Annotated in this window: 14 protein-coding genes; 8 read left to right on the forward strand and 6 right to left on the reverse strand. The window is 67.0% G+C overall.

Annotated features, from left to right (window positions below; all coding sequences use genetic code 11):
* Window positions 1-91: 91 nt before the first annotated feature.
* From C882_RS17790 to C882_RS17805, 5 genes are all read left to right on the forward strand, one after another.
* Window positions 92-868: an enoyl-CoA hydratase/isomerase family protein gene (locus C882_RS17790; protein WP_009542052.1), complete on the forward strand. Its 777-nt coding sequence runs from the start codon at window positions 92-94 to the stop codon at window positions 866-868.
* Between the two features lie 4 nt (window positions 869-872).
* Entirely contained in the window at window positions 873-1,859 is a 987-nt protein-coding gene (locus C882_RS17795) for a mitochondrial fission ELM1 family protein (RefSeq protein WP_009542053.1), read from the forward strand.
* A gap of 389 nt (window positions 1,860-2,248) precedes the next feature.
* Window positions 2,249-3,940, forward strand: coding sequence for a 2-isopropylmalate synthase (leuA, locus tag C882_RS17800; RefSeq protein WP_009542054.1), 1,692 nt, complete (start codon window positions 2,249-2,251; stop codon window positions 3,938-3,940).
* A 141-nt stretch (window positions 3,941-4,081) separates the two neighbouring features.
* Complete coding sequence (locus C882_RS24130) at window positions 4,082-4,498, forward strand: putative toxin-antitoxin system toxin component, PIN family (protein ID WP_236262715.1); 417 nt, start codon at window positions 4,082-4,084, stop codon at window positions 4,496-4,498.
* The gene (locus C882_RS17805; RefSeq protein ID WP_009542055.1) at window positions 4,495-4,746 is read left to right on the forward strand and encodes a hypothetical protein; all 252 of its coding nucleotides are present in this window, start codon (window positions 4,495-4,497) and stop codon (window positions 4,744-4,746) included. The genes C882_RS24130 and C882_RS17805 overlap by 4 nt, the downstream gene beginning before the upstream one ends.
* A gap of 370 nt (window positions 4,747-5,116) precedes the next feature.
* Here the strand turns inward: C882_RS17805 and C882_RS17810 are convergent, their stop codons facing one another.
* The 4 genes from C882_RS17810 to C882_RS17825 form a co-directional block, all read right to left on the reverse strand.
* Window positions 5,117-6,127, reverse strand: a complete 1,011-nt coding sequence (locus tag C882_RS17810) for an LLM class flavin-dependent oxidoreductase (protein WP_043646284.1) — start codon at window positions 6,125-6,127, stop codon at window positions 5,117-5,119.
* A 172-nt stretch (window positions 6,128-6,299) separates the two neighbouring features.
* Entirely contained in the window at window positions 6,300-6,662 is a 363-nt protein-coding gene (locus C882_RS17815; protein ID WP_009542057.1) for an ArsC family reductase, read from the reverse strand.
* A 194-nt stretch (window positions 6,663-6,856) separates the two neighbouring features.
* Entirely contained in the window at window positions 6,857-7,117 is a 261-nt protein-coding gene (locus tag C882_RS17820; protein ID WP_009542058.1) for a hypothetical protein, read from the reverse strand.
* Window positions 7,118-7,197: 80 nt separating this feature from the next.
* On the reverse strand, window positions 7,198-7,839 hold the full coding sequence (locus C882_RS17825) for a LysE family translocator (RefSeq protein ID WP_009542059.1): 642 nt from the start codon (window positions 7,837-7,839) through the stop codon (window positions 7,198-7,200).
* A gap of 168 nt (window positions 7,840-8,007) precedes the next feature.
* Between C882_RS17825 and C882_RS17830 the strand changes: the two genes are divergently transcribed.
* From C882_RS17830 to C882_RS17840, 3 genes are all read left to right on the forward strand, one after another.
* Window positions 8,008-9,183: a cupin domain-containing protein gene (locus C882_RS17830; RefSeq protein WP_009542060.1), complete on the forward strand. Its 1,176-nt coding sequence runs from the start codon at window positions 8,008-8,010 to the stop codon at window positions 9,181-9,183.
* The gene (locus C882_RS17835; RefSeq protein WP_085952451.1) at window positions 9,128-10,111 is read left to right on the forward strand and encodes an SAM-dependent methyltransferase; all 984 of its coding nucleotides are present in this window, start codon (window positions 9,128-9,130) and stop codon (window positions 10,109-10,111) included. Before C882_RS17830 ends, C882_RS17835 begins: the two co-directional genes overlap by 56 nt.
* Before the next feature lie 118 nt (window positions 10,112-10,229).
* Window positions 10,230-10,427 carry a hypothetical protein gene (locus tag C882_RS17840; protein WP_009542062.1) on the forward strand — a complete coding sequence of 66 codons (198 nt, stop codon included), beginning with the start codon at window positions 10,230-10,232 and terminating at the stop codon, window positions 10,425-10,427.
* 119 nt (window positions 10,428-10,546) lie between these two features.
* Here the strand turns inward: C882_RS17840 and thpD are convergent, their stop codons facing one another.
* Together thpD and C882_RS17850 are read right to left on the reverse strand one after the other, a co-directional pair.
* Window positions 10,547-11,446, reverse strand: a complete 900-nt coding sequence (thpD, locus tag C882_RS17845; protein ID WP_009542063.1) for an ectoine hydroxylase — start codon at window positions 11,444-11,446, stop codon at window positions 10,547-10,549.
* A 155-nt stretch (window positions 11,447-11,601) separates the two neighbouring features.
* Window positions 11,602-12,000: an ectoine synthase gene (locus tag C882_RS17850; RefSeq protein ID WP_009542064.1), complete on the reverse strand. Its 399-nt coding sequence runs from the start codon at window positions 11,998-12,000 to the stop codon at window positions 11,602-11,604.
* Window positions 12,001-12,215: the final 215 nt, after the last annotated feature.

The following is a 12,215-nucleotide window of genomic DNA, read 5'->3' on the forward strand; positions in this document are numbered from 1 at the left end:
CTTTGGAGAGCCCCTGTTTAAGGGTAAACCGGACGGCAGACAACGTTGAAACCGGCCCGCGCCGGCTCGTGAAAAAGGGGAACCCGCACCAATGTCCGACGTCATCGCCGTGGAGCGCGACGGCAGCCTCGCCACCGTGATGCTCAACAAGCCCGAGAAGCTGAACGCCATGGACCTGCCCATGTGGAAGGGGCTGGCGGACGCCTTCGCCGAGCTTGACGCCGACGACACCGTGCGCTGCATCGTGCTGACCGGCGCCGGAAAGGCCTTCGCGGCGGGCGCGGACATCGGAGAGTTCGAAACCGTGCGCGCGACGCCCGAGCAGGCCCGCGACTACGACGACGTCATGCGCAAGGCCCTGAAGGCGGTGCGCGAATGCCGCCAACCCGTCATTGCGCGGATCGAGGGCGCCTGCGTCGGCGGCGGACTGGAGCTGGCCGCCATGGCCGACATCCGCATCTGCAACGAGGCTGCCCGCTTCGGCGTGCCCATCAACCGCATTTCCGTCGTCATGGCCTACCCCGAAATCCAGGGCCTGATGCGCCTTGCCGGGCCGGCGAACGTGCTGGAAATCCTGCTGGAGGGCAAGGTGATCGGCGCGCCCGACGCCCTGCGCATGGGGCTGGTGAACCGCGTCATCGCCGACGACATGATGGACGCCGAGATGTCGGAGACGGTCAAGCGCATCACCGCCGGGGCACCGCGCGTGAATGCCTGGCACAAGCGTTTCGTCCGCCGCCTGCTGGACCCCGCACCGGTCACCGAGGATGAACTGGCGGAGTGCTACGCGTTCCTGAACACCGCCGACTATGCCGAGGGCATGGCCGCCTTCAAGGGCAAGCGCAAGCCCGCCTTCAAGGGGGAATAAGCGCATGGTGGCGCCGTCCGTCTGGGTGCTCGCCGACGACCGGGCCGGCAACGTGAACCAGGCGCTCGGCGTCGCGGAGGCGCTGGGCCTGCCCTACGAGGTCAAGGACATCCGCTACACGCGCTTCGCCGCCCTGCCCAACATCGTGCGCGGGGCGTCGACGCTGGGGCTGACGGACGACAGCATCAAGGGCCTGACCGCGCCCTGGCCGGAGGTCGTCATCGGCGCCGGCCGCCGTGTTGCCCCGGTGGCCCGGTGGATCAAGCGCCAGGCCGGCGGGAGGGCCTTCCTGGTGCAGGTCATGCGCCCGGCGGGCCTCACCCCCGGCGCGGTGGGCGAGTTCAACCTGATCGCCGTGCCCCGCCACGACAAGGTCGACGACATTCTGCCGACGGTCCTGCGCATCACCGGCGCGCCCCATCGCGTGACGCCCGAACGCCTGGGCCGCGAGGCCGAGACCTGGCGCGACCGCTTCGACGGCTATCCCCGCCCCTTCATCGGCGTGCTGGTGGGCGGGGCGACCAAGAACCGCCCTTTCACCACCGACATGGCCCGCGACCTGGCCGGCAAGCTGCGCGGCCTGCAGACGGAGACCGGCGGCACGCTGCTGATCACCACCAGCCGCCGCACGCCGGCGCATGTGGTGGACGTGCTGGAGCGTGAGTTGCCGCCGCCGACGTGGCTCTACAAGGTCGGCAGCCCCGGCGAGAACCCCTATTTCGGCCTTCTGTCGCTGTCCGACGCCCTGGTGGTGACGGGGGATTCGGTGTCCATGTGCTCGGAGGCCTGCGGGACGCAGGGGCCGGTGTTCATCTGGGCACCACAGGGTTTCGCCGCGCCCAAGCACGAACGCCTGCATCAGGAACTCTACCGCCTGGGCTACGCCAAGCCCCTGACCGGCGGCTTCATCGACTGGACCCACCCGCCGCTGAACGCCGCCCGCGACATCGCCTTGGCGGTGCGGGAGAACCTGGGGCTGGAGGGGCGGTAGACTTATCCCTCGTTTTCGAAGGGACATTTCCGCCCTTGACGCAGCCCCGCCAACACCCTACCCATAAGCCCATGGCACAGATTCGCGACCTCGCCCTACTGCTTCTTACCAACTGACCGACGCCGCGCGGCGTCGGGTCGGAACGTGTAAGCAGTACCCAGGGCCAGGAACCGCCGCAGCCATGATCCCCCACAGTCCGAACACCTCCGCCACTGCATCGCCCCGCGCCTTCAGTCTCGCGCGGGCGCTGGCGTTGTTGCGACTGCGCGGCGGTCGTCGGCCCCGAGCGCTTCGCGGCGCGCCGACGACCGGAACCCGCCGCGCATCCATGACGGCGTGCCCGCCGCACCCGTCCCTCGCCGCAGCCGACTGAGACAAAGAGACGCACGATGAAGGTCGATCCCGCCGTAAAATACCGCCCGTTCGAGCCCGTCAAGCTCACCGACCGCACCTGGCCGGACGCCACCATCTCCCGGCCGCCCATCTGGTGCGCGGTGGACCTGCGCGACGGCAACCAGGCGCTCATCGAGCCCATGGGCACCGACCGCAAGCTGAAGATGTTCAACCTGCTGGTCGAGATGGGCTTCAAGGAGATCGAGGTGGGCTTCCCCGCCGCCTCGCAGACCGACTTCGACTTCCTGCGCCTGCTCATCGACGAGGGCCGCATCCCCGCCGACGTCACCATCCAGGTGCTGACACAGGCGCGCGAGGAACTGATCGCGCGCACCTTCGAGGCCATCCAGGGCGCCCCGCGCGCCATCGTGCACCTCTACAACTCCACGTCCGAACTGCAGCGCCGCGTCGTCTTCCGCACGGATCGCGAGGGCATCATCGCCCTGGCCGTGAAGGGCGCGAAGATCGTCAAGCGCTACGCCGACGAGGCCCGCGCGCGGGGGCAGGAGATCGTCCACCAGTACTCGCCGGAAAGCTTCACCGGCACCGAACTGGACTTCGCCGTCGACATCTGCAAGGCCGTGATGGACGTGTGGGAGCCGACGCCCGAGAAGCGCGTCATCCTCAACCTGCCGGCCACCGTGGAAATGTCCTCGCCCAACGTGCACGCCGATCAGGTGGAATGGTTCTGCCGCGCCCTGCCCAACCGCGACTGCGCCATCATCTCCGTCCACCCGCACAACGACCGCGGCTGCGCCGTCGCGGCGGCGGAACTGGCCGTCATGGCCGGCGCCCAGCGCGTGGAAGGCACGCTGTTCGGCAATGGCGAGCGCACCGGCAACGTGGACCTGATCACGCTCGGCATGAACCTGTTCACGCAAGGCGTTGATCCCGGTATCGATTTCAGCGACATGAAGCGCATCGTGGCGATGGCCGAGGAGTGCAACCGCATTCCCGTCCACGTCCGTCACCCGTGGGCCGGCGAACTGGTGTTCACCGCCTTCTCGGGCAGCCACCAGGACGCCATCAACAAGGGCCTGAAGGCCATGCGCGAGACCAACCAGCCGCTGTGGGAAGTTCCCTACCTGCCCATCGACCCCGCCGACATCGGCCGGTCGTATGAGGCCGTGATCCGCGTCAACAGCCAGTCGGGCAAGGGCGGCGTCGCCCACATCCTGGAACGCGACTTCGACCTGAAGATCCCGCGCGGTATGCAGGTGGAGTTCGCCAAGGTCGTCCAGCAGCTGGCCGACAAGACCGGCGAGGAGCAGACAAGCGACCTCATCTGGCGCGCCTTCGAGCAGACCTACCTGTACGAGGGCTCCGGCCGCTTCAGCTTCATCGACCACCGCACCGTGCCCGTCGGCGAAGGCGTGGAGGCCAACCGCGCCATCACCGCCCGCGTGATGGACGGCAACGTGGCAAAGACGGTGGAAGGCCACGGCTCCGGCCCCATCGACGCCCTGGTCGACGCCCTGCGCACCAACCTGGACGTGGACGTGACGGTGCAGGACTACACCGAACACGCACTCGGCTCCGGCTCCGACGCCCAGGCCGCCGCCTACGTGTGCGTGGCGAACCACGACGGCCGGACGGTGTGGGGTGCGGGGCTCGACCGCAACATCGTCGCGGCATCGCTGAAGGCGGTGCTGGGGGCGGTGAACCGGCTGGAACAGGGCGAGGGTTGAGGCAGGGGTGATCGGCTGACGCCGATGCGGGGCAGCCGCCCCGCACCCCGCTCGGAGGGCGCCGCGCCCTCCGAACCTCGCGGGTTTTCTTGTTTTGGTTGTGCTGCGGAAGGCTTCCTCTTACAGTGAGGCATACTTCGTATTGTTCTTGATACCGCCGTTCTAGTCGCCGGCCTTCGCAGCAAACGCGGGGCGAGCTTTCGGCTGCTTGAGATGGTCGCGGATCGACGCGTCCTTCCCTTGGCGTCCACTGCGCTATATCTTGAATACGAGGCGGTTCTGAAACGGCCGGAACATCTGGCCGCGATGCATCTGAGCGCGGCCGACGTTGACGACTTGCTAAGCGGATTGAGCCGTGCGTTGCAACCAGTTCATTTGCATTATACTTGGCGTCCGCAGCTTCGCGATCCGGGTGACGAACTCGTGCTTGAGGTTGCCGTAAACGGTGGTGCGGACTTCATCGTCACGCATAATATCCGCGACTTCGGCAGTGCCTCGGCACTCTTTGAATTCAGCGTTTGCACGCCTGGGCAGCTTCTGAGCAGGATCATATCATGAGCGTTTCCCTGACCCTTCCCGAGTCACTGGAACAGGCCGCGCGCCAGATGGCCGACCAGAGCGGCGTGACGCTTGATGAGTTCGTGGCGTCGGCCTTGGCGGAGAAGATCGGCGCGCTCTCCACCGAGGAGTTCTTCCGTAAGAAACGCGAAGGCGCGACCTTGGACGACTTCCGGAAATATCTTGATAATGTGCCGGATGTACCGCCAGAGCCCGGTGATGAGCTGCCGGACGGTTGGTCTCAATGACGGATAAACCGGAAAAGCGAGAAGAAGAGAACGTTCCTTCTCCGCAGCAACGGACGTTAGTCGACCTGCTTCGCCAGGACGATCCGGGGGCGGACTTTGATTTTCAGCCGGAACCGCTGAGCGGCCCTCTTACCCGCCCCGTGAACCTTTCTGAAGACTAACCCGCGAGGTCCGGAGGGCGCGGCGTCCCGCCGGAGGAGCCCCCCGAACGTCATAACGAGCAGGCTAATACTGGACGACAGTTGAAAACATACACTTGTCATCCGGCAAGGCCGACTGGCCGCCGCGCCCACTGGCGCGTAAGCCAGCGTGGCGCTTGGAGCCGAAGGCGTGCGCGGAAGCGCGCACACTGTAGCCTCAATGATTTCAATCATCGAGGCGTAAAAGAGAGCCCCGCTTTCCTGAAACTCTCGGCCGTGATTTGGAACGAGCGCAAGCGGGCGCCGTGGTTGAATATCTGGGCTGTAACCATGATCTCGTCCGCGCCGGTCGCGCGCACGAATTCGGCCAGCCCCGACTGCACCGTCTCCGGCGAGCCCACGACCGAGCAGCGCAGCGCATGGCCGATCATAGCGCGCTCCGCAGGATCGCAGACGTCTTCGATGCGCTCCACCGGCGGCGGCAGCTTACCGGGCCGGCCGCGGCGCAGGGCGACGAACTGCTGCTGGAGCGACGTGAAAAGGCGCTGAGCCTCCCCATCCGTTTCCGCAGCGAAGACGTTGAGCCCAAGCATGATGTGCGGCCGATCAAGTTGCTCTGACGGCTGGAAGTCGCGCCTGTAGACGGCCATGGCCTGTTCCATCGCGTCCGGTGCGAAATGCGATGCGAAGGCAAACGGCAGTCCAAGGCGCCCGGCCAATTGGGCGCTGAACAGGCTCGACCCAAGCAACCAGATCGGCACGTTGAGGCCCGCGCCGGGGACCGCCCGCACAGCCTGACCCGGGCGTGGCTCGGCGAAAAACGCCTGAAGCTTAAGCACATCCTGCGGGAAACGGTCGCCGCTGTTGCCCATATCCCGCCGCAGAGCCATCGCCGTCCGTTGGTCAGTTCCCGGCGCGCGGCCAAGCCCAAGGTCGATGCGGCCCGGATACAGCGATTCCAGCGTCCCGAACTGCTCCGCGACCACCAAAGGCGCATGGTTCGGCAGCATCACCCCGCCGGACCCGACCCGGATGCTGCTGGTGCCTCCGGCAACGTGGCCGATGAGGACCGCCGTCGCCGCACTCCCGATCCCGGGCATGTTGTGATGCTCGGCGAGCCAGTAGCGCGTGTATCCAAGGCGCTCAGCCAGCCGCGCCAATTCGAGCGAATTTCGGAATGCAGCGGCCGCATCGCTGCCGTCAGCGATCGGTACAAGATCAAGAACGGAAAGGGCTGTCACGTGCTGTCCCTTTGACTCTGAAAAGGAATGAGCAAAGCGCTCGTCAGCACCGGATGTGGGTCTGCATGAGCGCAGCATCCACCACACTGCGAGGTCCGGAGGGCGCGGCGCCCTCCGGGCGGGGTGCGGGGGCTGCCGCCCCGCGCGGACGTCAGGCCGCTCAGGCTCAGGCTCAGGCCTCCGCCGCCGCCCGCTCCCGCAGCGCGTCCTTCTGTTCCTGCTTGAAGCCCAGCAGCACGCGGTCTCCCAGGTCGAACAGCGGGCGCTTGACCAGGGCCGGGTGCTCCAGGATCAGGGCCTTGGCGCCGGCATCATCCAGTCCCTCGCGCTGGTCTTCGGACAGGCCGCGCCAGGTGGTGCCGCGCTTGTTGATGAGCGTCTCCCATCCCAGCAGGTCCAGCCAGCCCGAAACCTCCGCTTCGGGGACGCCGTCCTTGCGCAGGTCGTGGAAGCGGTGGGGGATGCTTTCTTCCATCATCCACTTCAGCGCCTTGCGGCAGGTATCGCAGGTTTTCAGGCCGTAGACGGTGATCATGGGGTGTCCTCCCTTCCCTCGCCCTGGGATGGGCGGGTGCGTTTGCGTTGATGGGTCCGGGCATGAAAAGACCGGCCTCGGCGGGATGCCGGGCCGGTCGGCCGGACAGGTGGGAGGAAGGTCGCCCGAGCGGGTACGGCTGTCAATCGTCGTGATCGGCAGCCGGCACAACCATCGGCCGAAGGGAGGAGGCTTCAGGCCATCTCGTTGACGGTGCGGCCGCGGTCGGGGTCGGCTTCGACCGGGACCATGCGGCGGGCGCGTTCGGCTTCCTGGGCGGACTGTTCCTGCGCGGCGTGGGCGGCGGTGATGGCCACCGGGTCTTCCGTCGCCTCGCCCTGGGGCGTGAGCGCCTGCTGGGTCTGAGGCTGCTGGGTCATGGCAGCGGCGGCGGCAGCCACGGCCGCGCCGGCGATGGCGTCCTGCGAGGGATAGGGAACCGGTTGCACGTACATGTCGCTCTCCCGCGTCGGGATCGAGTCCGATATTCAATATACCACTTACGATCCCCACCCCAAAACGGTTTCGGGCGGCGTTACATCCGCCGCGCAACCGCCAGAAGGGCACCCGCGCCGATCAGCATGCCGCCGGACAGGCGGTTGACCAGCCGCCCGAAGCCCGCACGCTTGAGCAACGGCACAAGGCGGCCGCCGCCGGTGGCGTAGGTCATGATCCACAGGAACTCGCAGACGGCGAACGTCACCGCCAGGATGGCCACCTGCCCCGCCAGCGGCTGGGCGGTCTCCAGGAACTGCGGGAACAGGGCGACGAAGAAGACGATGGCCTTGGGGTTGGAGAAGCACACCAGGAACGCCTGCGCCCCCAGCTTCCAGGCCGCCGTGGGCTTGGGGGCCGCTTCCCCGGCGGCCTCGGCCTCGGAGGTATCCACGAGGCCCGGCGCCCGCCAGGTCTTCACGCCCAGGAACAGCAGGTAGGCGACGCCGCACCACTTCACGATGGAGAACGCCGTCTCCGACGCCGCCAGCAGGGCCCCGAGGCCGGTAACCGAGACGACCATCAGGATCATCAGCGCGGCGATGGTGCCGATGCCCGTCGCCACCGCCTTGCGCGGCCCGAAGCGGATGCCGTGGCTGAGCGCCAGCAGCATGTTTGGGCCGGGCGTGGCCGACAGGAAGAAGACAGTGGTGACGAACAGGACCCAGGTGTGCCAATCCATGGCGGGAGCTTTCAGAAAACAGCGGTTGCGCCAGTCAATCGGCCCGCACCATATCCGGCTTCCGGCGCCCGCGACAGGGCCATTCCGCCGCGCTCTCGACAACCGGGCGCGGCGGTGGCAAGGTGCGCCTCCGCATTCCCCCACAGACTTTACCGGAGAGCCTCGCCGATGCCGGCCGATGCCGCGGACACCTTTTTCGGCGTGATGTCCGTCGAGCGCTTCCTGTCGGAGTACTGGCAGAAGAAGCCGCTGTTCATCAAGGGCGCCCTGCCCGGTTTCGAAAGCCCCATCACGCCCGACGAGCTGGCCGGCCTGTCGGTGGAGCCGGACGTGGAAAGCCGCGTGGTGCTGGAGACCGGGCCAGAGCAGTGGGAGCTGCGCCACGGCCCCTTCGAGGACGACACCTTCCACGCCCTGCCGCGCGAGCGCTGGACGCTGCTGGTGCAGGGCGTCGACACCTGGGTGCCCGAGGTGGCGGCGCTGGTGGACCGGTTCCGCTTCATCCCCAACTGGCGCATCGACGACGTGATGATCTCCTACGCCGCCGACAAGGGCGGCGTGGGGCCGCACTACGACACCTACGACGTGTTTCTGCTGCAGGGCCTCGGCCGGCGGCGGTGGGAGATCGGCGAGATGTGCGACGGCGCGACGCCGCGCCTCGACCACCCGTCCCTGCGCATCCTCAAGGAATTCCAGGCCCAGGGCGGCTGGGACTGCGAGCCCGGCGACCTGCTCTACCTGCCGCCGCGGCTGGCGCACCTGGGCGTGGCGCTGGGCAACGACTGCATGACGTACTCCATCGGCTTCCGCGCGCCGGGTGTGGCGGACATGATCCGCAGCTTCGCCGCCACGGTGGCCGACCGGGTGGCCGACGAGGACCGCTACGAGGACTCCGACCTCGCCCGTCAGGTCAATCCCGGCGAGATCACGCCGGAGACGGTGGAGCGCGTCCGCCGCCTCATCATGGAGCGGCTGGACGACAGCGACAGCCTGGCGGCCTGGTTCGGCAAGCACGTCACCGAGCCCAAGTACGACCATGTGCCCGAGCCGCCCGAGGAGCCGGTGGGCGTGAACGAGGTGCGCGAGGCCCTCAACGACCCTGACACGGTGCTGCTGCGGGCCGAGGGTAGCCGGTTCGCCTATCAGGAGCGGCGCGGCGGCGGCTTGCGGCTGTTCGTCGACGGCGAGGGCTACCTGTGCGCCGGCGCCGCGGCGGATCTGGCCAAGGCCCTGTGCGCCGGGACCGAACTGCCGGCGGCGGAGGCGCGTCCGCTGGTGACCGATGCCCATGCGCTGGCCCTGCTGGCCGAACTGGTGGACCGGGGGTCGCTGTACCTTGGCTGAGCCCGTCGTCACCCCCTACCCCTTCACCGGCTACCTGGCGCCGGAGGGGTTCCTGGACCCGCTGCTGGAGGAACTGGGCGGGGCCGTGGACCATGTTCACGGCCGTCTGGTCTTCTGCCCCGGCCCGCCGCGCGCCGCCGCCTGGGCGCAGAACGTGTGGCGCGCGCCCGTGATGATCCGGTTCGAGAGCAACGGCGAGGCCGCGCGGGCGCTGAAATCCATCCAGCGCAACTGGTGGCCCTACACCGTGGAGCATCACCGCCGCGCCGCGCTGATCACGGAAAAGCTGCCGCATGTCTCGGCCAAGCCGCTGGTGTTCCCAAGCCCGGCTCCGGCGGCGCCGCTGGGCTCCTGGACGCTGCTGGACCGCAACACCATGATCGCGGCGGCGGATTGTTCCTCGCCCTTCCCCAACGGCGAAGTCACCTTCGTGGAGGACCGCGAAGGGCCGCCCAGCCGCGCCTATCTGAAGCTGTGGGAGGCCTTCACCCTGCTCGGCCGCATGCCGGGGCCGGGAGACCGCTGCGTCGACCTGGGCGCCTGCCCCGGCGGCTGGACCTGGGTGCTGCAGGGCCTGGGGGCCGATGTACTGGCGGTCGACAAGGCGCCGCTGGCCCCCGAGGTGGCGCGCCTTCCGCGCGTGTCCGAGCAACGCGAAAGTGCATTCGGGCTTGAGCCTGCGGATATCGGACCAGTTGATTGGCTTTTCTCTGACGTGATCTGTTATCCGGAAAGACTTCTGCGACTTGCGAATCGGTGGTGTACTTCCGGCTTGGTGCAAAACTTTATTTTCACCATAAAATTTCAGGGTGAAACGGACCATGATACCGCAAAAGCATTTGCGGCCATCCCGGGAAGCAGACTGATGCACCTCTCGTGCAACAAGCATGAATTGACCTGGATCAATTTGGCAGAACATCGCCCATAAGGTGTATTTTCCCGTTGCATCTTCCCCTCCTGTTCCGGTCAACTAAGCCGAACGGGGATCGGCCGCTCCGCCCGGACGGATGTTCCGGCGGCCGGTATCGAGGGTATGGGGAAGCAGAATGATCAGTCATGCCGACGCGCGCGCCATCATCGACATGGAAACGCGGGAGCCCGCCCGGGCCGAACAGGCCCGGGCCCTGCAACTTTGCATCACCCACTTATGCCGGGACGCGGCAGAACTGGGCCTGGACGAGACCTACCGGACCCTCATGTCCGCGGTTGCCACCATCGATGCCGAGTTGAAGCGCATCGACTGAAGCGTGATAGCGGCGGCTCCTGCTCGCCCGGGCCGGTCTCGGAGCCCCAGGCCGTCGAAAAAAAGAGCCGCGCCCCGTTCGGGGCGCGACCTTTGCAAGACGCCGGATCGTGCGTCACCTTACCACTGGGAGACCGGGGTGAAGTCGCGGCTGCCCAGCATGTGGGGACGCAGTTCCTTCGGCCCGAATGCGTGGCGCGGGGCATTGCGCACGCTGTTGAACACGAAGAAGGCATTGCTGCGCGGATACGGCGTGATGTTGCCGTTGGAGCCGTGCATGGTGTTGCACTCGAAGAACACCACCGACCCCGCCGGGCCGGTCGGCTGCACGATGCCGCAGCGCTCTTCCAGCCAGGCCATGCTGCGGTTTGACGGCACGCCGAACTCCTGCTTGCGCAGGGACTGGCGGTAGTGGTCCTCCGGCGTGCCCCCCGAGCAGTGGACGAACCACTTGTGGCTGCCGGGCATGAACATGACGGGGCCGTTGACGTCGTTGTTCTCGGTCAGCCAGATGGCGCAGGAAACCATGCGCATGCGCGGCACACCGTCCTCGACGTGCCAGGTCTCGAAGTCCGAGTGCCAGTAGAATTCCTTGCCCTTGAAGCCGGGCTTGTAGTTTATGCGGCTCTGGTGGACGTAGACGTCGTCGCCCAGAAGCTGCTGCGCCCGGCCGGCGATGGCGGCGCTGGAGGCCAGGGTGCGGAACACCTTGCTGCTTTCGTGGACGGCAAAGATGGAGCGGACGATGTCGCTGCCGGGCTCGCGGATCACCTCGTCGGCGTCGCTGTGGCGCCCCTCCTCGCACATACGGTCCAGTTCGGCCTTGAAGGCCCGCAGGTCCTCCTCGCCGAAGAAGCCCGGATAGAACAGGAAGCCGTCGCGCTCGTAGCTGTCCAGTTCATTCTGGGTGAGCGGGCCGTCTTCCGCCTTGCCGTAAACCACCGGGTCCTTCCGCTCGGAGATGGCGTCTTCGGTGGAATAGCGCGACGGGTAGAAGTCCTGCTCCTGGATCGCGTTCATGGTCGAAGCTCCTCTTATCCTTGTGGTTATCCGATGAGCCCTTTCCTCAGGGGCGAGGCCGCCCACGGGGGCGGCCTCTGAAGGGGCGGCACGCTGCCGCCCGACGGGAAAAAACCGCCGTACCCTGTTGAGAACGACGGTTTATTCCAGATAGATCAATCTTCCTCGGTGAGCAACGGGTACACCCCGTTCTCATCGTGGTCCTCACGCCCCGTCAGCGGCGGGTTGAAGACGCAGATCATGCGCAGTTCTTCCTCGGCCCGCAGGTAGTGGCGCTCGTGACCGTTCAGGGCGTACATCACGCCATCGTACAGCGGATAGGTGACGCCGTTGTCCAGGTCCTGAAGCTCGCCCTTGCCGCCGACGCAGTACACCGCTTCCAGGTGGTTGGCGTAGTGGATGTACGTTTCCGTGCCGGCGTGGATGAGCGTGTCGTGGAACGAGAAGCCCATCTTGTCGCGCGCCAGCAGCATGCGGCGGCTGGTCCAGGTGCCCTTGGCGGCCTTGAACTCGGCGTCGGTGCCCTTCAGCTCTTCAAGCTTGCGAACGATCATCTAAGGTATCCTTTCTAGTACCGGGAGGATAATGCGCGAGCGCGCCTCCCGTTGCGAAAAATGTCGTCCCGCGCCACGACCAACGGACGATCCCCTGCGACCGACGAACCAACTGATCCGCCGGGAGTTCTGCTCCGTGCAGGCCCGTGTTTGGACGCCGCCGATCCGGAGCGCGGACACGGCAAGCGCCCGACCTTGCGGCCGAGCGCTTCCGG

Origin of the sequence: Caenispirillum salinarum AK4 (genome assembly GCF_000315795.1) — a bacterium.
Classification (GTDB): Bacteria; Pseudomonadota; Alphaproteobacteria; order Rhodospirillales; family Rhodospirillaceae; genus Caenispirillum; species Caenispirillum salinarum.